25 protein-coding genes, 1 tRNA gene and 1 pseudogene are annotated in these 22,518 nt (G+C 68.0%); 13 read left to right on the top strand and 14 right to left on the bottom strand.

Translation table 11 applies throughout. From position 1 onward, the window contains the following. The 4 genes and pseudogenes from Q7T09_RS15040 to Q7T09_RS15055 form a co-directional block, all read left to right on the top strand. A pseudogene (locus Q7T09_RS15040) lies at positions 1-141 on the top strand (IS5/IS1182 family transposase); the annotation flags it as partial. A gap of 638 nt (positions 142-779) precedes the next feature. Continuing rightward, positions 780-1,529, top strand: coding sequence for an SDR family NAD(P)-dependent oxidoreductase (locus tag Q7T09_RS15045; protein ID WP_304700752.1), 750 nt, complete (start codon positions 780-782; stop codon positions 1,527-1,529). After that, complete coding sequence (locus Q7T09_RS15050; protein ID WP_304700753.1) at positions 1,526-2,392, top strand: SMP-30/gluconolactonase/LRE family protein; 867 nt, start codon at positions 1,526-1,528, stop codon at positions 2,390-2,392. The genes Q7T09_RS15045 and Q7T09_RS15050 overlap by 4 nt, the downstream gene beginning before the upstream one ends. Positions 2,393-2,745: 353 nt before the next feature. Next, the gene (locus tag Q7T09_RS15055; RefSeq protein WP_304700877.1) at positions 2,746-3,126 is read left to right on the top strand and encodes a FadR/GntR family transcriptional regulator; all 381 of its coding nucleotides are present in this window, start codon (positions 2,746-2,748) and stop codon (positions 3,124-3,126) included. Here the strand turns inward: Q7T09_RS15055 and Q7T09_RS15060 are convergent. Both Q7T09_RS15060 and Q7T09_RS15065 read right to left on the bottom strand, forming a co-directional pair. After that, on the bottom strand, positions 3,116-4,054 hold the full coding sequence (locus tag Q7T09_RS15060) for a tyrosine-type recombinase/integrase (RefSeq protein ID WP_304700754.1): 939 nt from the start codon (positions 4,052-4,054) through the stop codon (positions 3,116-3,118). The two genes, Q7T09_RS15055 and Q7T09_RS15060, sit on opposite strands and share 11 nt — an antisense overlap. Positions 4,055-4,671: 617 nt before the next feature. Continuing rightward, positions 4,672-5,445 carry a competence/damage-inducible protein A gene (locus Q7T09_RS15065; RefSeq protein WP_304700755.1) on the bottom strand — a complete coding sequence of 258 codons (774 nt, stop codon included), beginning with the start codon at positions 5,443-5,445 and terminating at the stop codon, positions 4,672-4,674. A 57-nt stretch (positions 5,446-5,502) separates the two neighbouring features. On the opposite strand from Q7T09_RS15065, the gene sfsA reads away from it, so the two are divergent. After that, positions 5,503-6,222, top strand: a complete 720-nt coding sequence (gene sfsA, locus Q7T09_RS15070; protein ID WP_304700756.1) for a DNA/RNA nuclease SfsA — start codon at positions 5,503-5,505, stop codon at positions 6,220-6,222. Between the two features lies 1 nt (position 6,223). After that, positions 6,224-7,048, top strand: coding sequence for a type I methionyl aminopeptidase (map, locus tag Q7T09_RS15075; RefSeq protein WP_304700757.1), 825 nt, complete (start codon positions 6,224-6,226; stop codon positions 7,046-7,048). A gap of 9 nt (positions 7,049-7,057) precedes the next feature. Here the strand turns inward: map and Q7T09_RS15080 are convergent, their stop codons facing one another. After that, positions 7,058-7,351: a hypothetical protein gene (locus Q7T09_RS15080; RefSeq protein ID WP_304700758.1), complete on the bottom strand. Its 294-nt coding sequence runs from the start codon at positions 7,349-7,351 to the stop codon at positions 7,058-7,060. A 237-nt stretch (positions 7,352-7,588) separates the two neighbouring features. Here Q7T09_RS15080 and radC point away from each other — a divergent pair, with 237 nt between their 5' ends. After that, positions 7,589-8,326 carry a DNA repair protein RadC gene (radC, locus tag Q7T09_RS15085; protein ID WP_304700759.1) on the top strand — a complete coding sequence of 246 codons (738 nt, stop codon included), beginning with the start codon at positions 7,589-7,591 and terminating at the stop codon, positions 8,324-8,326. Here the strand turns inward: radC and Q7T09_RS15090 are convergent. The 4 genes from Q7T09_RS15090 to Q7T09_RS15105 form a co-directional block, all read right to left on the bottom strand. Beyond that, complete coding sequence (locus tag Q7T09_RS15090; protein WP_304700760.1) at positions 8,323-9,045, bottom strand: SapC family protein; 723 nt, start codon at positions 9,043-9,045, stop codon at positions 8,323-8,325. The two genes, radC and Q7T09_RS15090, sit on opposite strands and share 4 nt — an antisense overlap. Before the next feature lie 137 nt (positions 9,046-9,182). Further along, positions 9,183-9,267, bottom strand: a tRNA-Leu gene (locus Q7T09_RS15095). 280 nt (positions 9,268-9,547) lie between these two features. Continuing rightward, on the bottom strand, positions 9,548-10,009 hold the full coding sequence (locus tag Q7T09_RS15100; protein ID WP_304700761.1) for a hypothetical protein: 462 nt from the start codon (positions 10,007-10,009) through the stop codon (positions 9,548-9,550). Between the two features lie 229 nt (positions 10,010-10,238). Beyond that, positions 10,239-11,081, bottom strand: a complete 843-nt coding sequence (locus Q7T09_RS15105; protein WP_304700762.1) for a WecB/TagA/CpsF family glycosyltransferase — start codon at positions 11,079-11,081, stop codon at positions 10,239-10,241. A gap of 87 nt (positions 11,082-11,168) precedes the next feature. Here Q7T09_RS15105 and Q7T09_RS15110 point away from each other — a divergent pair, with 87 nt between their 5' ends. Both Q7T09_RS15110 and Q7T09_RS15115 read left to right on the top strand, forming a co-directional pair. Next, positions 11,169-11,951: an APH(3') family aminoglycoside O-phosphotransferase gene (locus Q7T09_RS15110; RefSeq protein WP_304700763.1), complete on the top strand. Its 783-nt coding sequence runs from the start codon at positions 11,169-11,171 to the stop codon at positions 11,949-11,951. 114 nt (positions 11,952-12,065) lie between these two features. Further along, entirely contained in the window at positions 12,066-12,623 is a 558-nt protein-coding gene (locus Q7T09_RS15115; RefSeq protein WP_304700764.1) for a hypothetical protein, read from the top strand. Between the two features lie 124 nt (positions 12,624-12,747). Here the strand turns inward: Q7T09_RS15115 and Q7T09_RS15120 are convergent, their stop codons facing one another. The 3 genes from Q7T09_RS15120 to Q7T09_RS15130 are packed head-to-tail and all read right to left on the bottom strand — an operon-like array spanning position 12,748 to position 15,263. Continuing rightward, positions 12,748-14,025, bottom strand: coding sequence for a S8 family serine peptidase (locus Q7T09_RS15120; RefSeq protein ID WP_304700765.1), 1,278 nt, complete (start codon positions 14,023-14,025; stop codon positions 12,748-12,750). Further along, complete coding sequence (locus Q7T09_RS15125) at positions 14,025-14,705, bottom strand: anti-sigma factor (RefSeq protein ID WP_304700766.1); 681 nt, start codon at positions 14,703-14,705, stop codon at positions 14,025-14,027. Before Q7T09_RS15125 ends, Q7T09_RS15120 begins: the two co-directional genes overlap by 1 nt. 9 nt (positions 14,706-14,714) lie before the next feature. Continuing rightward, positions 14,715-15,263, bottom strand: a complete 549-nt coding sequence (locus Q7T09_RS15130; RefSeq protein ID WP_304700767.1) for an RNA polymerase sigma factor — start codon at positions 15,261-15,263, stop codon at positions 14,715-14,717. Positions 15,264-15,459: 196 nt separating this feature from the next. Here Q7T09_RS15130 and Q7T09_RS15135 point away from each other — a divergent pair, with 196 nt between their 5' ends. From Q7T09_RS15135 to Q7T09_RS15150, 4 genes are all read left to right on the top strand, one after another. After that, positions 15,460-16,575 carry a helix-turn-helix transcriptional regulator gene (locus Q7T09_RS15135; RefSeq protein ID WP_304700768.1) on the top strand — a complete coding sequence of 372 codons (1,116 nt, stop codon included), beginning with the start codon at positions 15,460-15,462 and terminating at the stop codon, positions 16,573-16,575. A gap of 151 nt (positions 16,576-16,726) precedes the next feature. Then, positions 16,727-17,608, top strand: a complete 882-nt coding sequence (locus tag Q7T09_RS15140; protein WP_304700770.1) for a CsgG/HfaB family protein — start codon at positions 16,727-16,729, stop codon at positions 17,606-17,608. Between the two features lie 49 nt (positions 17,609-17,657). Further along, entirely contained in the window at positions 17,658-18,083 is a 426-nt protein-coding gene (locus tag Q7T09_RS15145; RefSeq protein WP_304700772.1) for a hypothetical protein, read from the top strand. A 117-nt stretch (positions 18,084-18,200) separates the two neighbouring features. Further along, complete coding sequence (locus Q7T09_RS15150) at positions 18,201-19,655, top strand: deoxyribodipyrimidine photo-lyase (protein WP_304700774.1); 1,455 nt, start codon at positions 18,201-18,203, stop codon at positions 19,653-19,655. A gap of 12 nt (positions 19,656-19,667) precedes the next feature. Here the strand turns inward: Q7T09_RS15150 and Q7T09_RS15155 are convergent, their stop codons facing one another. The 4 genes from Q7T09_RS15155 to Q7T09_RS15170 all read right to left on the bottom strand — a co-directional run bounded on the left by Q7T09_RS15155 (position 19,668) and on the right by Q7T09_RS15170 (position 22,516). Beyond that, positions 19,668-20,090 (bottom strand): type II toxin-antitoxin system VapC family toxin, encoded by a 423-nt coding sequence (locus Q7T09_RS15155; protein WP_304700776.1) that lies wholly within the window; start codon positions 20,088-20,090, stop codon positions 19,668-19,670. After that, entirely contained in the window at positions 20,090-20,341 is a 252-nt protein-coding gene (locus Q7T09_RS15160) for a type II toxin-antitoxin system Phd/YefM family antitoxin (protein WP_304700777.1), read from the bottom strand. The genes Q7T09_RS15155 and Q7T09_RS15160 overlap by 1 nt, the downstream gene beginning before the upstream one ends. A gap of 118 nt (positions 20,342-20,459) precedes the next feature. Beyond that, complete coding sequence (locus Q7T09_RS15165) at positions 20,460-21,578, bottom strand: Fic family protein (protein ID WP_304700779.1); 1,119 nt, start codon at positions 21,576-21,578, stop codon at positions 20,460-20,462. A gap of 125 nt (positions 21,579-21,703) precedes the next feature. Then, complete coding sequence (locus Q7T09_RS15170; protein ID WP_304700781.1) at positions 21,704-22,516, bottom strand: transglutaminase family protein; 813 nt, start codon at positions 22,514-22,516, stop codon at positions 21,704-21,706. Between the last annotated feature and the right edge of the window lie 2 nt (positions 22,517-22,518).

The raw sequence follows: 22,518 nt of genomic DNA on the forward strand, positions 1-22,518 counted from the left end.
CTGGTCGAGCGCTGCTTCTCAAAGCTCAAGCACAGCCGAAGACTGGCCACCCGATACGACAAGACCGCCGACAGCTATATCGGCTTCATACTCGTCGCAGCCGCTCGGCTGTGGGTCAGACATTTCGTCAACAGAACCTAGGACGGCCCTTATGCGCCCAGGCCTGCCCCCATAAATGCTGGCACGACGTCAGTGCGCTGGAGCTGGGGCCGGGTTTCTGAGCTCATCAACCACCTCTGCTGACGTCGCGAGTGATCTCGGGTCAAGCTCTCGGATGTGAGCTTCTCCGCTCCCTTCGGACGCAATCCGAATTTGGATGTCTTCGAATTTGAAAAGGCATTTCACGACCCGGATCGGTTGGACCTACCGGTCTCCCGAATTCATCGCTGAGGCCAGGCTCCGCGGTCGCCTGCTTGGCGCGGCCATCACGCCTCTCCTACAATCCGAAGGCATGCCTCCTGGTTCGATGACTTCACACTCCTTGCGGCTAAGGAGGAGGAGTTTACGCATCGGACTGATGTGCTGGAATGCGACGCGGCGGGAGATTTGGTCGCGCTTCGCCAGGATCCGGCGGGCGATCTCTCGCTGCAGGTGGTTTGCATGGCGAAGCCCACAGCAAAGCGTATTAGAAAACGCACAGACTACCGAACAGGCTCGCTCGCGACTCCGACGTCGAGCGCGGCGTTGGTATCTCAATGGCGGGGCGGTTGGCTTTCTTTTGAAGCGCCAGCGGGGGTGCCTTGGAATATGGTCCGCGTTTCCTAAGCGCAGGAGCGAGCATGAGCGAGCCTCGATGGGCCATCGTCAGCGGAGCAGCCGGCTCCATCGGGGCGGCGACAGCAGCGGCGTTACGTGCTGCTGGCTATCGCACGCTCGGTCTCGATCTGGCTGGGCCCCCGACGGGCGTAGCATTCGACGCCTTTGTTACTGCTGACGTTGGGAGCTTCAGCGCCGATGAAGCCGCCGGTCGCGCCATCACCTCTCAGATCTTGAACCACATCGGTGACGCTCCCGTCGCCGCGCTAGTGAACAACGCGGCGACTCAGCGCCTCGGCTCGACCGCCGACCTCTCCTGGCAGGACTGGACCGACACCCTCGCCGTCAATATCAGCGCACCGTTCTTCCTGGCCCAAGCGCTGCTGCCGAAACTGCGCGCCGCCAAAGCCGTCATCGTCAACGTCGGCAGTGTACACGCCCGGGCCACGAAGCCCGGCTTCGTGGCCTACGCCACCAGCAAGGCGGCGCTACACGGTCTGACCCATGCGCTGGCCGTCGATCTAGGGCCCGATGTACGTGTTGTCGGCATCGCGCCGGCAGCGATCGACACGCCGATGCTGCGCGCAGGCTTCGAAGGCGACCCGGACGCTTTCGCCCAGCTCGAAGCCGTCCATCCCGCAGGCCGTATCGGCACACCGCAGGAAGCCGCCATGGCGATCGTCTGGCTGGCGTCGCCCGCGGCAGCGTTCATGACAGGCTCGATCTTGTGGCTCGACGGAGGGGTGCTGTCGCGGCTGCACGACCCAAGGTGAGCGCGATCGTTGATCTTGTCTGGCGGCAGCGGGCAGTCCTCGGGGAGGGGCCACTCTGGGACCACCGCGACAGCTCGCTGACCTGGCTGGACATCAAGGGCCGCCGACTTCATCGCCTTGAGGCGGCCGGAGGCCGCCGGTCCTGGACCACGCCAGGCCTGCTCGCCTGCATTGGTCTCCACGCCGATGGCCTTATCGGCGCCTGTGACCGCAGCCTTTCGACGCTCCACCTCTCCGACGGGGAACCCCTAACTGCGACGCGGCTTACAGCCGCGCCGCCGGCCCCACCGCAGGTGCGCTTCAATGACGGGAAGATAGCGCCGGATGGCGCCTTTTGGGTCGGCACCATGGACAACGATGAGGCGGAAGACCTCGGGGATTGGCTGCGCTTCACCGCCGATGGCCAGGTGGCGGTGGTCGATCGCGGCTATCGGGTGACGAACGGTCCGGCCTTCGACGCACCGCGCCAACGGGCATTCGTGACCGATTCCGCGCGGCAGACGATCTTCAGGCTTGAAGGGTGGAGCGCAAACGCCTGCGCTTCGAAGCGGCCGCTCAGAACCTTCGGACGCGAGCATGGCTATCCGGACGGGATGACCATCGACAGCGAAGGCCGGCTGTGGGTCGCATTCTGGGACGGCGGTTGCGTGCGCGCGATCGATCCAGTGAGCGGCGACATCCTTGAGGAGGTCGCCTTGCCGGTCAGCAGGCCTACGAGCTGCGTGTTTGGCGCCGCGGACCTATCAACCCTCTTCGTCACGTCCGCGTCCGTTGGCGTGGATGGGGATGAGGTGCTCGCCGGAAGCCTTTTCGCCATCACCGGCCTCTCCGCGCACGGTTGCGAGGCGGCCGTGTTCGGATGACCGTCAGGCGTATTTGAACGCCAGATCGGCCCACGGGCGGAACGCGGGGTTCGACTTGAGCCGCTCCGACACGAAGATCAGATCAACTTGACAAAGCTTCTGGTCGAAATGGACGGGTCGACGATGCCCCACAGCATCATCCCCTGCCCCTTCGGTTAGTTCGCCCAGTCAAGTGGGGCGTCTAGCGGGCCTCCACGATGGCCACGCCACACGCGATCAGGCCCCCGCGCGATCTGTTCCAATATATCGAGGGCTTCTACAATCCCCGCCGCCTGCACTTGGCCCTAGGCTATATCAGTCCAGCCGAGATGGAACGTAGAGCGGCTTAACCCCGTCCACTAATTCGGGGGAAGATCAAACCCTTGGCCGCCTCCATGGCCGCGCGGCTGGCGGGGCCCGAGGCCAAGGCCGGCATCGCCGCGGCCCTGGACCGGATGAAGGCCGGCGAGCGCGGCGAGGACGATCCGCTGGAGTCCGACATCGCTTTCCACGTCGCCATCCTGCGGGCCAGCGGCAACCGGTTCCTGACCCAGATGCGGGACCTGATCGACGTGGCCCTGCGCACCTCGTTCCGGCTCACCAACCGCCGCGAGGGCGCCCGCCTGGCCAGCGTGTCGGATCACCAGCGCGTCGCCGAGGCGATCCTGGCCGGCGATGCCGAGGCGGCGAGCCAGGCCATGCGCAAGCTGATGCTCAAGTCGACGTCGCTGATCGAAAGTGCAGCTAGCGAATGAGACGGTTTTGACTAGCTCCGAGAGTGGAAATGGAAGGAGCCCAAACATTCCAGTCCGCATCTCGCACATACCGCCCCACCACATTCACCGACGTCCAGCCCCCGGCGCTCATGATCTGCAGCAGGCTCTTGCCGGCCGTCATCAGGTCCTGGGCGGCGCCGACGCGCATGGAGTGGCCGGAGAGGGCGGCGGTGGTTGGGGCGGGGACGCCGGCGCGCGGGGCGGCGGCCTTGAGGCGGCAGCTGACGGCGACGGAGAGCAGGCCCTTGGGCTGGAGGTGCCCCCCGATGACGGCGCGGAGGATCGGGCCCTGGTCGATGCCCGCGGCCTCCATCCATTGATCTAGGTGCGCCAGGGCGACGGCGGACAGATAGCCCCAGCGGCCGTCGCCGAATTGGTCGTTCTTGGCGCGACGCACCAGGATCTTGGCGCCGCCGTCCGGTAGGCGGGTCAGGTCCTCCAACCTCAGACAAACGAGTTCGGAACGGCGGCACAGGGTGTCGTAGCCGATGGCGATCATGGCGCGGTCGCGTCGGCCGATCAGGGTGTCGGGGCAGGCGCCGATCAGCTGGTCGCGCAGGGCCGCGGTCAGCCCAAGGGCCTGCCGGGGTCGCCGGCGCTTTGAACGCATGGCGCGGCGCAGAGCGATCGCGACCTCCTCGTCATCGACCGGGCAAGGCAGGCGAAGCAGCCGGTGGACCTTGCGGATGGCGGCCATGCGGCGCTTCAGGGTGGAAGACGCCGACTTGACGGCGTCGGCGGCGATGAAATCCGCGACCAGCTGCGGTGTGGCGGGCAGCGGGGGGCGGCCCTGGCTGAGACACCAGGCCTCGAAGATTGAAAAGTCGGAGCGATAACTGCGCAGGGTGTGTTCCGAGTAGGCCCCCTCGAGACGCTGGATGGCGGCCCGCCAATCAAGGGTCGACACGAGTGCGGCCGAATGTGACTGTGTTAACACTTATATTCCCCAATTGGGAATGTTGTGTCACTAATTGGGCCAAAAATCCAGTCCGAATATGCTAACCGGCGTCCAAATTCGTAGTGCTCGAGGCGCTCTCCGCTGGTCATCTGAAGACCTGTCTTTGCGGTGTGGCGTCGCATCCCGGACAATCAAGCGCCTGGAGCAACACGACGGCATCCCTCCCAGCCGCTCCAGCACCCTCATGGACATCCGCGCCGCCCTCGAGGCCGCGGGCATCGAGTTCGTCGGCACGCCCGACGACGGCCCCGGCATCCGCCTGCGCAGAGTTCCCTGACGAGCGTCTATTGACTTCACCACCCGTCGAGCCATGCTGACTGTGCGTCGTGGCCGCCGGCGAAGGGGCTCCAGTGCGACGTCAAAGAGGCCCGGCGGTCGCCCGCGCGGGCCTCACTCAATTGCATTCTATGCCGGCGCCGAGGGCTGACCGATGGGGTTCTCAAGACCCCTCAGCCATTTATGGCCACTGAAGAAACTCGCCCATCCCACGACATCCCGCCTGGTCCCGCCCCATCCCGCTTCCCCCGCTTATCTGCGGGATGTCCGATAACGCTGAACTGCATCCGTCAGATCGTTAGCTCGGCCACCTTCGCCACCCCGGCCGCCTCCAGCGCCGCGATCAACTCCGTCACCGTCGCCTGCAGCTCATCTGCATCCCGCCCCCGCAGCACCAGGTTCGAGCCGTAGCCGCCGTCGCCGTAGAACGGATAGCTCCCCAGGCTCATGTCAGGGTGCGCCTTGGCGACCGCCTCCAGCGGGGCGGCGATGACGCCCTCGCCCGAGCCCTCCACCCGTACCGTGCGGCTCAGCACGACGGCCCCGCCCTTCAGGCGATGACCCACGTCCTCCAGCATGCCGCGCATGATCTGCGGCACGCCGGCCAGGACGAAGACATTGCCGATGGTGAAGCCCGGCGGGCCCTGGACCGGGTTCTTCACCAGGTCGCCGCCCACCGGCACCCGGGCCATCCGCCGGCGCGCGGCGTTGGGTTCGGCGCCCCAGCGGGCGGTCATCATGGCGATGATGTCGGGGTGTTCGTAGAGCTCGACGCCGAAGGCCGCGGCCACCGCGTCGGCGGTGATGTCGTCGTGGGTGGGGCCGATGCCGCCGGTGGTGATGACATAGTCGTAGCGGGTGCGCAGCGCATCCAGGGCCGCGATGATCTCCTCGTGGACATCGGAGACGGTCCGCGCCTCCATCAGGTCCACCCCGTGGACGCCCAGATAAAGGGCGATGTCGCGCAGGTTGGTGTCCTGGGTGCGGCCCGAGAGGATCTCGTCGCCGATGATCAGCACCGCGGCGGTGACCGCCTGACCATCCTTGCCCGCCGGACTACCCATCGCTGCGCTCCTCACCTAGATCAGGCTTCCGCATAGCCGATCGGACGCCCCCCGCCCATGGACTTTCCCCAACCCCTCCAGCGTGGCCGGCTGGTGAGCCGCTACAAGCGCTTCTTCGCCGATGTGGTGTTGGAGGACGGGACGGAGCTGACCACCCACTGCCCCAATCCGGGCGCCATGCTGGGCCTCAACACACCTGGCTTCCCGGTCTGGATCTCGAAGTCCGACAACCCCAAGCGCAAGCTCGCCCACACCCTGGAGATCGTCGAGGTGGACGGCGGCCTGGTGGGGATCAACACCATGCATCCCAACCGCCTGGTGGCTGAGGCGCTGGAGGCCGAGCTCATTCCAGAACTGGCGGGCTACGCCTCGATCCGGCGCGAGGTGAACTACGGGACCGCCAGCCGCATCGACTTCCTGCTGGAGGCGCCGGATCGGCGGCCGTGCTGGCTGGAGGTGAAGAACAGTCACCTCAGGCGGTCGGGGAGCCTCGCGGAATTTCCCGACTGCGTGGCCGCCCGCTCGCTGAAGCACCTGGGCGAGCTGAAGGCCATGGCCGCGCAGGGCCACCGGGCGGTGATGCTGTTCGTCATCCAGCGCACGGACTGCGACGCCTTCGCCGCCTGCGCCGAGCTCGATCCGAAATACGCCGCCGGCCTGATCGACGCGGCGCGGGCCGGCGTTGAGGTTTTGTGCTATACTTGCCATATCGACGCGGACGCCATCCGCATCACCCACCGCATCCCCTGGCGCGACGCCCTCGTCGCGGAGTCCTGACATGACCCTCAACGACGTCCTCGAGGCCGAGACCCGCACCGGCGAGATCCGCGTCCATGGCCCGGAAGGCTTCGAGGGCATGCGGGTGGCCGGCAAGCTGGCGGCCGAGTGCCTGGACATGCTGACCCCGCACGTGGTCCCCGGCGTGGTGACCGACGAACTGGACCGCCTGGCCCGGGAGTTCATCCTGGACCACGGGGCCCTGCCCGCCTGCCTGGGCTATCGCGGCTACACCAAGACCGTCTGCATCTCGGTCAACCATGTGGTCTGCCACGGCATCCCCGGCGAGCGGGCCCTGCGCGAGGGCGACATCGCCAATATCGACGTCACCCTCATCGTCGATGGCTGGCACGGCGACCACAGCCGCATGTACGGCGTGGGCCCGGTGGCGCCGCGGGCCAGGCGGCTGATCGACGTGACCTATGAAGCCATGCAGCGGGGGCTGGACGCGGTGAAGCCCGGCGCCCGGACCGGCGACATCGGCTACGCCATCCAGCAATATGTCGAGGCCCAGCGCTGCTCGGTGGTGCGCGACTTCTGCGGCCACGGCCTGGGCCGCGTCTTCCACGACGCCCCCAACATCCTGCATTTCGGGAACAGGGGCACGGGCGAGCTGCTGCGGCCGGGCATGTTCTTCACCATCGAGCCGATGGTGAACCTGGGCAAGCACCCGGTGAAGGTCCTGGCCGACGGCTGGACGGCGGTGACCCGCGACAAGTCGCTATCGGCCCAGTGCGAGCATTCGGTGGGGGTGACCGAAACCGGCTACGAGGTCTTCACCCTCTCGCCCCAGGGCCTGTTCAAGCCGCCCGTCCAGGGCGACTGAGACCAAGCCTTAGAACAAGATCGCCCGGGCGGTGACGATCAACACGATCCAGCCGATCAGGCTGCCGGCGGTGATGAAGGCCAGGGACCGGCGGGGCGACCAGCGCCGATCGTCGTCCTGCCGTTCGGCGAAGCTCGCCGCCAGATCGGCCTGAAGGGCCCTGGCGGGACTGTCGACGGGCTCGAAGGCGCCGTCGGCCAGACGCACCGGCGACGGCGCAAGGACCCAGGCCTCGGCGGGGATCGCGGGAATCTCAAGCGCCTCGGGGGCGGGCTCGGCAGCGCGTTTCTGGGGGCGGGCCATCGCTGGGGTCTCTCCACGAACGACTCAACCTTGACCCCTTTGAGTCTAACAAATCCTCTCTGTGCGTAGTTACTGAGCGGTAAGGCGCAGCAGCGCCTCCGGACGCTGGAACATGCTCGCCGCGCCAGGCGACTCACGCCGCAAAGCCAGGCCCCGCCCCAATCCTGATGATCGGCGGGCTTGCCAAACTGGAACGAATGGGGAACTCTAGCGCGACGAACGGTCGCGGAGCCCTTCATGTCGAACGCCGGTGAATTGCAGGAGGCCTGGGGCGGAACCTTGTTTCCCGCCAAGCCGGAGCCCAAGCCCCACTATCTCGGCCACCGCGACCGGCTGCGCGACCGGGCGCGGACCGGCGGGCTGGGGGCCCTGCCCGACTACGAATTCCTGGAGCTCTGCCTGTTCCGGACCATCCCGCGCGGCGACGTCAAGCCGCTGGCCAAGGCCCTGATCGCTCGCTTCGGGTCCTTGGCCGGGGTGCTGGGCGCCACCCTCGACGAGTTGAGGACGGTGACCGGGGTCGGCGAGGCCGTGGCCCTGGACCTCAAGCTGCTGCAGGAGGCCGCCCTGCGGGTGGGCAAGGCCGCGGTGGTCAAGCGCACGGTGATCTCGTCCTCCAGCGCGCTTTCGGCCTATGTCCGCACGGCGCTCGCCCACGAACCCCGCGAGCAGTTCCGGGTGCTGTTCCTGGACAAGAAGAACCAGTTGATCGCCGACGAGGTGATGAACCACGGCACCGTAGACCACGCCCCGGTCTATCCCCGCGAGGTGATGCGCCGGGCCCTGGAACTGTCGGCCAGCGCCCTGATCCTGGTGCACAATCATCCCAGCGGCGACCCCACCCCTTCCGGCGCGGACGTGCAGATGACCCGCGAGATCGTCGAGGCGGGCCGGTCCCTGCGCATCGCCATCCATGACCACCTGGTGGTCGGCCGTGACGGGGTGGCGAGCTTCAAGGCCTTGGGGCTGTTCTAGCGGTCGTTGCTCACCAGCATGTCGCCCAGCCGGCCCCAGTTCAGGGCCGAGTGCATCTGGGCGTAGATGGCGCTCATCCAGCCCTGGCGGCGCAGCAGCAGGAAGACCTCGTCGGGCAGGGCGCGCATCCTGGCCTCGTCAATGGTGGCGAAGCCAGCCATCTTCAGGTCGCCGCCCGTGGGCAGCTTGACGGTCGCGGCGCGGCCTTCAAGGACCCCGCAGGCCACCAGGGCCTCGACGAAGGGCGCGGTGGCGAGGTCAGCCGCTCGCAACGACTTGCAGAAGTCGAAGGCCGACTTCACCAGCCGCGAGGGCTCTCCGTCGGCGAACAGCGGCTGGCCGGCCCCGTGCACCAGGATCTCGGGATGGTCCTCGATGCACAGCTGAACCCCCAGCTCCTCCCCCTCCCCGTACTCGGCCAGGATGAAGGGATAGCGGCGCACATAGGCCGGCACATAGGCCCCGGCCAGCCAGCCGCCGTCGGCGTCGACGAACAGGTTCTCGTCGTCCCGCAAGCCCACCACCGCCACCGGCCGGGCCCCGCCCTCGGTGGTGAAGGCGATGGGATAGGAGAGCGCGGCCAGCGGGATCTCCGACAGGCTGATGGGAATGGCGTTGGTCTTGCGCGCGAAGCCGTAGTCAAGCGCGTCCGCCAGCCCCGCCGCGCCATGCGCGGCCGGGTGAAGCGCGACCGGATTCTGATAGAAAAGTGGTCTCATCACGAAACGAACAGCTCCCCCAAGCTATTCCGTCTGCAAACCTCAGGCCGCGGACGATAACCCTATTTAGAACACGGGTCCGCCAATTACGCCATCCCGCATGCCACAACTTGGGTAACCTCGCCCCCTGGCGGGCTTGGTAGGGACACCGGGGGTCGAACCCGGACGGATCACTCCGAGCGATTTTAAGTCGCTTGCGTCTACCAGTTCCGCCATGTCCCCGCGCCGTCAGGCCATGCCGAGCGAGATGATTGCTCGATTAGCGCCAGCGGGAGGTAGCACTGCCCGGTGACGTCGCCCGCCTGTGACACGACGGCAAGCTAGGGCATGGGTCGAAGCGAAGCCAGAGGCTACGGCTCCCCCTGAACCATGGCCCACGTCCGCGCCTACCCGCCGGGTCAGGGCCGCCACCCAAGCGCGCATATACATCGGCTTAGGAGAGCCCCCCGCGACAGGGCGTGAAACGGCGGGGGCTTGGCGCACCCGCCGCGCTCCGCTCGGATCAGCGACCGCGGCCGTAGACTTCAGCGCGGCTCTTGGTGGTGACAAGACCGGCGGTCGATGTGGACAACACCGTCGAAGCCAGAATCCACGCTTTGCGGTCCTCGGAACGCAGGGCGAGACGCTTCTTGCCCCGAACCGTATAGATTCGCTCGATCACACCCAGCGAAACGCCGTCGCGATCATTCACGACCTGCCCGATCTTCAGGACCGGAATCCGCACGACCGCGGCATTGTTGCCGGCCGCTTGCGTTCCCGACGCCGACATTTCGGTGAGCGGGCTGGTCGCCCCAACGCCCGACACGGGAGAGCTTACCGGTGCGGAGGGCGCGGCGACGCCGCCGGGCGATGAGCCTGCCCCAGTGGTGGAAGCCCCACCGGTTCCTGGCGAAACCGTGATCTGCGCGGAGGCAGGCATCGCGATCAACGCTGCGGCTGCGGCAGTCAGAACTAACCTGATCATTTCGAGCTCCTTGGCGCACTCGCCGTCCCCGATAATACCGGCCCCGGGGAATGGTTCCCGGCCACGGACCAAGTTCGCCCACGATGGTGAGAGGTGGGGAGATTGGGTGGGGCTTGCCGCGGTGGGGGCGCGGATTGCGCCCCAGGTCCGGAACCGCATCATGACGATCATGCGGGGCAGGTCCCTGACTTAGCCTGCTGGGAGGAGGTGGGCCAGACGGCCTTGGCTCTCAGGCCCGGGAGATGACCTCGCCGGGCGCGCGACGCCGCGCGATGGCCTCGGCGATGTCCTTGATGGCCAGCGGCAGCAGGGCCCAGGGCTCCAGCAGGTAGCGGGCGAACATGCGCCGCGGCTCCTGCGCCAGGCGGAAGGCCCAGACCAGACCCGCATCGCTCATCCAGGGCGGCGGGGCGACCTGGACGTCGGCCTCGTAGTCGAAGGCCGCCCCCACCGGCATGATCACGCAGTTGGGCAGGGCCTCAAGATTGGCCTCGATCCACAGCTCCTGGCGCGGCATGCCCATGCCGACGAACAGGATGTCGGGCGCAAAGGCGGCGATCTCCTCCAGGGCGGCGCTGTTCCCCGCCGAGCCGGGCGTGGCGTCGAAATAGCCGTCGCGGCCGCCGATCACCGCGCCGGGATACTTGGCCATCAGCCGTTCGGACGCGGTCTCCACCACGCCGGGCGCGCCGCCGATATAGAAGACGCGGTAGCGGTTGGCGCCGACCATGCTCCAGAACAGCGGCCGGAAGTCCACATAGCTGCAACGGTGGAAGGTCCGGGCCGGCATTCCCAGCAGCCGGGCGAAGAAGATCACCGGGGTGGAGTCCATCTCGATGAGATCGGCCTTGGCGAAGAAGCTGGCCAGCTCCGGGCGCCTCTTCAGCAGGTAGAGGCTGTGGCTGTTGTGGTTGGCGATGATCGCCTTGGTCTTGGCGGCGATGAAGCGGCCGATGTGGTGCATCACCTCCTGCGGCCGCACCAGGTCGATGTCGCCCCCCAGGATGTGGATGCGTTCGGTGGTGCGGCGTGCGGCGCGGTAGGCGGCCTCGACCGGCAGGGATCCATCCATCGCGATCTGACTTCTGTCGTTGGCGTTGAATGTACAAGCCTAGCGATGGGCGCTTAACAAAGGGCTGCCCAGCCGCCACTCTGGGTCATGGACGCCTCGCGGATCGAACAGGTGTTGGCCGCGGCGGGCCTGGCGGCCGAGACCCCGAGCGTCGTCATCGATCACGGCAAGTCCGGCGACCTGGTGGCCCGCTGCGGCGAGGCCTTCGTCAAGCTCGCCCGGCGCGCCGAGGCCTGGAACGTCCAGACCCTGGCCCGGGAGACCGACGTCCTGCTCTGGCTGGTGGGCAAGGCGCCGGTCCCGGCCGTCCTGTGGTCGGGGGACTGCGGCGAGGACCTGGCCCTGGTGATGGCCGCGGCCCCCGGGACGCCGGTGTCCCACGTCGCCGAGGACCAGGCCGAGGCGGCGCTGACCGCCGCCCTGAAGACCCTGGCCGCCCTGCACGCCCTGCCCCTGGGCGACTGCCCCTTCGACCAGAGGCTGGCGGTCAAGCTGGCGCAGGCCGAAGCCCGCCTGACCGCCGGCCTGGTGGACGAGGCCGACTTCGACGCCCAGCGTCTGGGCCTGACCGCGGCGGAGGTCTGGGCCCAGCTCAAGCCCATGATCCCGGCCGGCGAGGATCTGGTCCTGACCCACGGCGACGCCAGCCTGCCCAACTTCATCTGGGACGGTGGGGCGGGGACGACCCTGATCGACCTTGGCCGCTTCGGCGTCGCCGACCGCTATCAGGACCTGGCCCTCTTCCTTCGGTCGGCCAAACGCAACCATCCGCAGGTCGACGCCGTAGGTCTGCTGCAGGCCCACTACCCCCTCGCCGCCTTGGACGAGGCTCGGCTCGCCTGCTACCGCCTCCTCGACGAGTTCTTCTGACCCGGCGCCGAGCGCCGGTTTCTCCCACCGGTGGCTTTGAACCTCCGCCCCCGCTCCAACGACCTCTCTCCAGTTCGCACAAATCCTTGGCGACCATTTTGGAGGTGTAGACCTATGAAGCGCACGATTTTCATGACCGCCTTGATCGGCTGCCTGCTGTCGGCCGGCATGGCCCTGGGCCAGGAGGCTGGCCGTCCCATGCTCTGCCCCAAGCCGTCCTATGAGACGATCGACATGAGCACGCCGACGCCCATCAACTCGGAGTTCCGGCCAGACATGCTCGCCATCGCGCGGGCCGGCGTGAACGACACCGCACCCAACAAGTTCTTCCTGCATACCTTCCAGTGGAAGTCGCCCCAGTGCTGCCAGATCCTGGGCGCCACCCTGACCATCACCCTGCGGGCCAACCAGCCCGGCACGTCGGCCACGGCCTCGGACTCGGGCAATGACTCCATGGGCGTCATGGGCAATCAGGTCGCCTTCCCGGGCTTGAACGGCCCGGTCTATACGAGCTTCCCGGTGGCCATGAACCAGCCCACCACCCGCACCTACGTCATGACCCCGGCCGCCCTGGCCGCCATGAACGCCAATAATCGCATCAGCTTCTATGTGCAGGACGACACCCGCGTCCTCTCGGCCAAGCTGCAGATCAGCCGCTGCTGCTTGAAGTAGTTGAAGACGCGCGAGGCGGACGGCGCGCCGTTCGCCTCGACTCGTTATTCGGTCTCGCCGCGCCGCCTGCCGCCGGCGCAAGACCCGTGGACCTAGAGCCTCGTCCGCTCCGTCGGCTTTCCCTCTACGGCGCAGACCGCGCCGGCAGACGGAACAGGCCCCCGCCGAACACGTCGTCACGGCCCACCGCGCCAAGATCCTTCGCGGCATTCGAAACAGCCGCGCGCATGGCGCCTGGGTCGCGGGACTTCGCGCAGGCCTCGGTGCGCAGGAGCGCGCCCGAGACCACCGCGGTGGCGAAGGACGAGCCCGAGACCTGGCGATATCCCCCGGGCGCCGCGACGGTCACGTCGACCCCGATGGCGGCGACATCCACCTGCGGGCCGGGGGTGGCGAAGGGATAGATCCGCAGGCGCTCATCCACCGCGGTGACTCCCAGGGCGGCGGGATGGGAGGCGGGGAACGGGACGCGGCCCGCCTTGCCGCCATTGCCGGCCGCCGCGGCGACACAGACACCCCGGCCGTCGATGACGCTCAGCAGGGCGGCCAGCAGGCGGTCATCGGGGCCGCCGAAGGAGAGATTCAGGACGTTCGGCCTCAGCAGGGCCGCCGCATCCAGGGCGCGCGCCAGGGACCGCGTCTGGGATCGGGCGCCGTCTCCGGCCGGCAGGAAGGCCGCCAGACTCACCAGGCGGGCGCCGCGGCCCGGGGCCACGACGTCACCCCGCCCCACCATCAGGCCGGCCACCGCCGTCCCGTGGACGCCGGGCCCGGCCTTGGCCACGAACAGTCTTTGCGTGACGGCGACGCCCCGCAGGGCCTCGTGATCGAGGTCTAAGGGCGTGTCGATCATCGCCACGGTCCCGGCCGCCGGCGTCGCCAGAATGGCCGGGGTCAATCCCTGAGCTTCCAGCGCCTTGGACGATCGCCCGCCCAGGCCGAACCCCTGGTAGACATGGTCGGCCTGAGCCCAGGCGACGCCCGGCGTCTGGGCCAGCCGCGCGCTCGCCGCCTCCGGCGTGTCGCCCGGGTGGAGCTTTCCCACCACCATCCGCAGCTGGAGGCTTTCCAGATGGACTGTCTCCAAGACGCTCACCCCGGTGCGCGACGCGATCGCCTGGGGATCGGCCGCGCCGTCCTTCACGATGAAGATCACCGCGTCCGGAACCTGCGCCTCCAGGCTGGCGTCCCGGGCCTCGAACGGCTTGGGCTTCCTGGGCAGGGTGAAGGTGAGACTCAGGCTCGGACTGAACACGGGCCCCGAGCCGCCGGAGGGCCGGCTCGCGGGGCGACCGACATCGCCGCCGTGCGGTCCGACGCTGATCTGGGCCAAGGCGACCTGGGGGACCAGCAGGGCGGCCAGGGCCGCCGGAAGGGCCCAGCCTCGGGGAGAGGGCGCCATCAGCTCTCAACGCCCACGAAGTCCACCAGCGGCGAGGCCCGCAGGGCCTCGATCTCGGCCTCGAGCGCCACATCGGCGCCCAGGGCGACCTCGATGACCGCGCCGCGCGGCCCCCCCACGATGGTCAGATGGTGGCTCGACAGGAACGTCTGGACCTCCCCCCACCGGGCGTCCGGCGACAGGCGCAGCAGCAGGCGCGGAGTCTTGACCGGCGCCGGCGCCGGAGGCCCCGAGAGGCTCTCGTAGTCGCCGCGCGGGCTCATCTGGTAGGCGATCACGCCGGCCTGGACGACCGCCACCACGGCGGCGGCGGCGAAGGCGCGCCGCCAGAGGGCCTGGGGCGTCTTAGCCCGGCCCGCACCGACTGCGGTTCCCGCCCGCCGCACGCGCCTCGCCGTCGCTTGCACGGGCGGCGAGGCGGCGTCCCTGGCCTCGATCCGCGACAGCAGACCCTTCAAGCGTTCGGGGGAGGCGTCCTCGGCGGGACCGGTGAAATCGGCGCCGCCTTCCCGCACCAGGGCGGCGATCTTGGAGACAGCCTCCAATTCGGCGCGCAGATCGGGGTCGCAGGCCAGGGCCGCTTCGACGCGGGCCCGATCGGCCGGCGGGAGCGTGCCGTTCACATAGAAGGGAAGGAGGTGCGCCGCGCCCGACCGGTCGTCCTGTTCATCGCCGTCCATGGGTGCGCCTCAATCCGCCTGCAGCCTCTCCAGCTCACGACGAAGCTGCTTCCGAGCATGGAAGAGCCTCGTCTTGACGGTATTCTCGGGACAGCCCGCGATCACCGCAATCTCCGCCAGCGAACGTTCCTCGAAGTAGCAGAGCCAGACAACCTCTCTGTGATCTGGACTTAGTCGCTCCAGCGCGCCGCGAAGTTCATCCGCCGCGGAGGTTTTTTCCGCCGCCCGCTCCGGAGTGTCGGACAGATCGGCAAGTTCGGCGATCTTCTCGGCCCGCCGCGCGTCGGGTCGCTCACGGCGGCTTCTCAGCCAGTCGACGGCCTTGTTGCGGACGATGCGGCGAATCCAGCCGTCGGCGCTGCCCTCCCCGCCATAGCGACCGGCTTCGCGCCAAATATTGAGGAAGGCTTCGTCCACCACGTCTAGGGCCGCATCCACGTCCCCGGCGAGAATCGCGCCCGCATAGCCCACGAGTTGGGGTTGCACGCGCTGATAGAGATCGGTGAAGGCGGCCCGATCACCCCTGGCGATCCGATAGAGCGCATCTGCGGTCAGCATTGCCCAGCCCTGAGGTCTTCAGCGACATTGCGAGCCCGGTCGCGCCGGAACAGCTTGCCCAGACCTCAGTCCCAACTCATCATGTCCCTCAAGATCTTGTAGACTTTGGAACTGGTGATCAGCACCGCCTCGACTAGTCCATTTGGACCACTTCAGTTGAGGATGCGCCAAGTCTTCGGGATTGGGGGGACTCCACATGCTCGGTCAGGGTGACCACGACGCCATCGTGTCCCGGATCTACGCATCCGCCGTGGGGGATGGGTCCTGGAGCGACACCCTCAGCTTCCTGGCGCGATCGTTTCGAAGTGACGCCGCCGTCCTTCGACTTGCCGATCTCTCCGGCGAGTTCATCGCCGCTGAGAGCTCCAGACCAGATCCCAATGAGGCGAGCGCCTATTACCTCGGCGAGCTCTTCCGCAAGGATCCCCGATCCCCTCATCTCCTGAACGCCCCTCTCGGGTCCATCTATTACGACCATCTCCTTTGGAACGTTGAGGAGATGAATCAGAACCGCTGGTGTCGCGAGGCCTGCGAGGTTCTGGGGGTGACGTATCAATTGGGAGCGCATATCAGGCTTCCCAATAACCTGACCCTATGCGTGGCGATCCTCAGCACCGAAGCCGAGGGGCACGCCTCGGCCGAGGCGATCGCCGCCTTTCGACGCCTGGCGCCCCTTATCGAGCAGGCCAGCACCCTGGGACAGGTCATCGAGACCCAGACCGCGACCCGCTCCGCACTGCTCAACACGCTGGCCAGCAAGACCGACGGCGTCATCCTGCTCGACGCCGCGGGCGCGCCCACCTTCATGAACGACGCGGCCGCCGCCATCCTCGCCAGCGGCGACGGCCTGACCCTGGCGGAGGGGACCTTCCTGACGCGCCGCCCGCCCGAAACGCGCCGGCTCCAACACCTCGTCAAGGCCGCGCTGTCGGGGGTGAAGCAGAGCGAGGCGGCGCCCGGCGGCCGGGTCCTGGTGACACGCCCCTCGGGACGCCGCCCCTATGTCGTCTCGGTGATGGCCTCGCCGCCCACCGAGCGTTTCCTCGCCGGGCGAGCCATCGGCTGCGTCATTCATCTGCAGGATCTGGCCGCGGTCAGGCTCCCCTCCCGAGAGGCGTTGCAGGAGGTGTTTGGCCTGACCGAGCGGGAAGCCGACTTCGCCATCGAACTGGTCAGCTGCGCCGACCTGCAGCGCGCGGCGGCCAAGGCCCAGATGTCGGTCAACACCGCGCGCAACCATCTGCAGAGCATCTCCCGGAAGACCGGCGTGAAGGGACAGACCGAACTGGTGCAGTTGCTGGGTCGGCTCTGAGCCCCGGGCCCGCGCCCGAGATTTTGAAACCCGCCTTGAACCGATCGGGCGCTCCCAACGACCCTTGGCTGGGGCAGGTCGGCGCAGCGCCGGCTGAGCAGGCCGTCGTTCCCCAGACGGCGCGGGAGCGAACCTTGCCATGGGCTATCGAATGACCTCGCGCCTCGCGCTCGCCATTGGCCTTGGCCTGGCCACCCTTGCTGGACAGCCGAGCCAGGCCCAGCCTCCGCCGCCGGCCGCCTATGACGGCCTGAAGAAGACCGTGTCGGTGGATAGGGTCCTGGCGACCGAGGCGGTGGGCGGGACCGTCACCGCCGAAGGCATGACGGCCATGCTCACCGACGCCCTGGTCCGGGACGGACGCTTCGTGGTGGTGGAGCCCCCCGCCACTCCTGGCGCCGAGGCGATCGGCGCCAGCGCCATCGTGCGCGCCGCGGTGACCAAATACGACCCCGCCGCCGGCGGCTCGAGCCTGGGGATCGGCGGCCTGCCCATGGGATCGATCTTCGCCGCGCGCGCTGGGGTCAAGAGTCAGAAGGCGGTCATGGAGATCTCCCTCCGCCTCGTCGATGCGGCCACCGGACAGGTGATCTCGACCTCCAAGGCCCTGGGCTCGGCCTCATCGTCGGCAGTGGACGCCACCGTGGTGGACTCCCGGACCGGCGCATCGGCCAGCGGCGGCGCCTTCCGCAATTCCCCGATCGGCAAGGCCGGCGAAGACGCCATCGCCAAGGCCGTCCTGCAGATCGCCGCCAGCATGCGCAACGTGCCCTGGTCGGCCCTGGTGATCGACGCGACCGGCGGCAAGATCTACGTCAACGCTGGCGCCGACCGCAATGTCGCCCAAGGCGCCACCCTGCACGTCTATCGCAAGGGCAAGGTGCTCACCGATCCGTCGACCGGGGTGGTGCTCGACGTGGAGATGGCGTCCATTGGGGTAATTCAGATCGACGGAGTCCGCGACAGGCTCTCCACAGCGGTCCTGGTGAGCGGCGAGGCCCCGCTGCGGGGCGACGTGTTGAAGCTTGACTGACCGCGAACCGGCGGGCCGCGCCATCCCGGCGAAGACTTGGAGAGAACGAATGAAACCCATCACATTGTTGTCGGCGATCGCCGCCGCCGGGCTCTGCTGGGCGCCTGCGGCCTCGGCCCAGGTTGTCACCTCTGCGGTCAATATCTGCGAGATCGCCCCGGGCGGCGGCAGCATCAACACCGTCAGGCTCAACCTGTTCAGCTTCTCCGATGTCTCTCTGGAATACACCTTCCGCAAACAGCCGACGGGGCCGACCTATCAGTTCCCGAGCGTCACCCCCACCAGCACGTCGACGATTCGGAAGTTCGCCGTGCCGGAGGGGACCTACAAGCTGAGCTACAAGTCGCCCAACAATCCCGCCATCGGCGTCTACGGCCAGAACATCGTGGTGCGGCCCTTCCAGCTGCAGGGCCAGACCTGCGTCTTCATCAACCCCCGCAACCGGGCCGACATCGCCGGCCCGCCTCGCAATTGACCCGGCACGGAGGTCGGAGGGGTGACGTATCGGGTGGGGCGCCGCAAGGGCGCCTTCCGGTAAGCGAGCGGGACGGGTTTTCCTGACGCCGCGCGCCGGCTCGGCTAGAGGTCGGCCATGACCCGCGCCACCACGATCGTCTGGTTCCGCCGCGACCTGCGCCTGGCCGACAATCCCGCCCTGGAGGCCGCCCTTCGCGCGGGCGGGCCAGTGACCGCCCTCTATGTGCTGGACCAAACCCAAGGCCTCAGGTCGCCGGGCGCGGCCTCCCTCTGGTGGCTGGACAAGTCGCTCGCCGCCCTGGCCGCGGCGCTGGAGGCCCTCGGCTCGCGGCTCATCCTGCGCCGAGGCCCCGCCGCCGACATCGTGCGCGCCCTGGCCGCCGAGACCCGCGCCACGGCCGTCACCTGGAACGCCCTGTTCGATCCCGGCTACCCGGAGCGTGACGCCCACCTCGCCCAGGCCCTCAAGGCCGATGGGGTGGAGCCCCGCCGCTTCAACGGCGGCCACCTGGTCAATCTGGAAGCCGTGCGCACCAAAACCGGCGGCCCCTTCAGCGTCTTCACCCCCTTCTGGCGAACCGCCCGGCAGCTGGTGACGGACTCTGGCGCTCTCGCCCCGCCCGACGCCCTGCCCGCCCCCGCCGCCTGGCCCGCCTCGGAACGCCTGGCCGACTGGGACCTGCACCCGAGGGCGCCGGACTGGTCGAAGGGCTTCGGCGACTGGCGGCCTGGCGAGGCCGGCGCCCATGAGGCCCTGGATCGGTTCGTCGAGACGGGCTTGAGGACCTATGCCACCGACCGCGACCGGCCGGCCGTGGAGGGCACCTCGCGCCTCTCCCCCCATCTGCACTTCGGCGAGATCAGTCCCAAGGCCTGCTGGCGCGCCGCCCAGGCCGCCGCCCACCATGGCCAGGCCGGCGAGAGCGAGGTGGAGAAGTTCCTGGCCGAGCTCGGCTGGCGCGACTTCAACGCCGCCATCACCCACACCCGCGCCGCGGCCGGCGCCGACCTGGCCCGCGCCAGCTTCAACCCCGCCTTCGACCCCTTCCCCTGGCGCGACGACCCGGCCGGGTTCGAGGCCTGGACGCGCGGCGCCACCGGCTATCCCATCGTCGACGCCGGGATGCGCCAGCTCTGGACCACCGGCTGGATGCACAATCGGGTGCGGATGATCACCGCCTCCTTCCTCACCAAGCACCTGCTGGTGGACTGGCGGCTGGGCGAGCAGTGGTTCTGGGACACCCTGGCCGACGCCGACCACGCCTCCAACGCCGGCGGCTGGCAGTGGGTGGCGGGCTCGGGCGCCGACGCCTCGCCCTATTTCCGCATCTTCAATCCCATCACCCAGAGCGAGAAGTTCGATCCCCCCGGCGACTACATCCGCCGCTGGGTCCCGGAACTCGCCCGCCTGCCGGCCAAGGTGATCCACGCGCCCTGGACCGCGACCCCGCGGGATCTGGTGAAGGCCGGCGTGTGGCTGGGCCGCGACTACCCCAACCCCATCGTCGATCACGCCTTCGCCCGCCAGCGCGCGCTGGACGCCTATGCCCGGCTGCGGGCGTCGGCCTGAGCGCGCTGGGGACTATGAGCCTGCAGGCTGCCAAGGGTTGAGCAGGGCGACCCCCATCGGCGCAAAGTCGGCCACATTGCGGGTCACCACCGTCATGCCGTGAACCAGCGCCGTCGCGGCGATGAGGGCGTCGCGTTCGGACCGGGGGTCGGGAACATGCAGTTGAGCGCAACGGCGCGCCACGGCGGCGTCGATCGCCAGAATCCGGTCTTCGAAGGTCGGGAGAATCTGATCGTCGATCCAGGCGCGCAACAGCCGGCCCTGGGCCTGATCTCTCCGCGCGATGCGAAGTACTCCCATCTCGATCTCCAAGAGGGTGATGGCTGAGAGGAAGAGGCGGGAGGTCGGGGTCCCTGAAGCCCAAGCGAGGAGATGGGGGTCGGCGCGGGCGGGCCGCCGCAGCTCGGAGATGACGTTCGTGTCGAGGACGAACATCAGTCTAGGTCGGCCGACCGCAATCCGAGGTCGCCGAGCCGGGTCGGCTCGAAATCGAAGTCCGTTGCCTGGGCCAACGCCTCGGACAGGGTCACCGAACGCCCCGCGAGCCGCTCATAGTCCTCGATGGTGAGCAGCACGTGGGCGGGCCTGCCGCGATCGGTGATGAACACAGGCCCACGCTGGGCCGCCTTCTTTGCGCCGCTGGCGTCCTGATTGAAGGATCGGCTGGAAACAGTAGTGATGACCATACGCGCACCTGAATGTAGGTATGTGCCTACAATGTAGGCCGCCCTCACAGTTCGTCAAGCTGACGGCCCGCCCTCGGGCCGGCGGCGCCTTCTAGGCGGCGTCCGGCAGGTCGGCTCGCTAACCGTCGGCATGTTTGTCCTGCAACGAGTAGCTCGTGCTGCGGCCGCCACCCGCATCCTTGGTGAGGATATGACGCGCAACCAGGTCGCTGATGTCGCGCAGTGCGGTGTCCGGAGAGGTGTTGGCCATGGTCGCCCACTTGGATGAGGTCAACTTGCCCTCGAACCCGTCGAGCAGCCGGTTGATAACCTTGCGCTGGCGCTCGTTGAGGACTTGTCCCTCCAGCGCCTCCCAGAAACGGGCCTTGCGAAGGACATTCGCCAGGATGGTTTCCGCTCCGTCGAACGCGCGGTCCAGACAGGCCAGGAACCACAGCAGCCAGTCGGTGATATCGAGGTCTCCCCCCTGGGTCGTCTCCGGGATTTGGTAGTAGGCCTTCCGCTCCGCACGGATCTGCGCCGACATGCTATAGAAGCGCTGCGGACTTTTCTCCGAACGCGCCAGCGCCATGTCTGCGATGGTCCGCGCAATACGACCGTTTCCGTCTTCGAAGGGGTGGATGGTGACGAACCACAGATGGGCGATCCCCGCCTTCAACACCGGGTCCAGTGGCGGCCCATCATTGAACCAGGCGAGAAACGCAGACATTTCGGGGGCAAGACGGTCGGCGGTCGGCGCTTCATAGTGAACGCGTTCGCGACCGAGGGGGCCAGAGACCACCTGCATGGGCCCGCTCGCCGCCGTGCGCCAGGCGCCGACGGTGATCTTGCGCATGCCGCTCCGCCCAGTCGGAAACAGCGAAGCATGCCAGGCGAACAAGCGCTCTTCGGTGAGCGGGTCGCCATAGTTTTGGGTGGCGTCGAGCATCATCTCGACGACGCCTTCGACATCGCGATCCGCGGCCGTCAGCCCACCGATGTCCATACCGAGCCGGCGCGCGATTGAGGAGCGAACCTGATCCTTGTCCAGGATCTCGCCTTCGATCTCGCTGGACTTGAGAACGTCTTCGGTCAGGGTTTGCAGGACAGCTTCCGCACGAAGCGAGAAGCCGAGGCTTTCCATGCGGCCGATCAGTCGGCCCTGGCGATGACGCACTGAGCCGAGCTGCTCCTCCAAGAGCGCCAAGCTGCAGCGCAGCTCTGGCCACTCCTCTAGCTGATGGATATAGGTCGCCATATTCTCCGCATATGTTGCGGCGAATATGCTCGTTTTTCTCCGCAAGCACAAGATTGATCACCGCGTCGCCTGCGGCGACTAAGCCTACGGGTATCCGCGCCACGACCGCGCACAAGCCGCCGCGCTCAGCCCGCGTCCGGCAGGTCGTGGGCCACCACCTTGAAGCCGCTGAGGATGGCCGGGCCGAAGGTGTTGGCGATGGCCACGTCGGTGGCGTCGCGGCCCCGGGCGATCAGCACCCGGCCAATGCGCGGGCGGTTGTTGCGGGCGTCGAAGGCGTGCCACTTGCCGCCCAGATAGACCTCGAACCAGGCGCTGAAATCCATCTCGCCGACGATGGGCACCCCGATGTCGCCCAGGTATCCCGTGCAGTAGCGGGCCGGGATGTTCATGCAGCGGCAGAAGGCGACCGCCAGGTGGGCGTAGTCGCGGCAGACGCCGCGGCCTTCGCAATAGGCCTCGAAGGCCGTCATGGTCGGCCGCGCGTGCTCGTAGCCGAACTTGATGTGATTGTGGACCCAGTCGACGATGGCCTGGACGCGGGGCCAACCCGGCTCGGTCGTCTGGAACATCGACCAGGCGATGTCGCTCAGCCGATCGGTCTCGCAATAGCGGCTGCCCAGCAGGAAGATCAGCACATCGTCGGGCAGGTCCTCCACCGCGGCCTGGCGCGCGAAGGGCGAGATCACGTCGGGCTCGCCGTCGTCGGCGATGATGAAGTCGGCCGACAGGGTCAGGCGGCCGGCAGGGGCCAGAATGCGGCTGCAGATGTTGCCGTAGGCGTCCAGGTACTGGCGCACGTCCAGCACCGGATCGGTGCGCAGCCAGTCGGGGGTTTCCAGGTCGTGCCGCCGGGTCGGGTGGACGCTGAGCATCAGCAGCATCGGAACCGGCGCCGGGCAATCGTAGATGATCTCGAAGCCCGACTTGATACGCATCT

Origin of the sequence: Phenylobacterium sp. (assembly GCF_030645195.1) — a bacterium.
GTDB lineage: Bacteria > Pseudomonadota > Alphaproteobacteria > Caulobacterales > Caulobacteraceae > Phenylobacterium.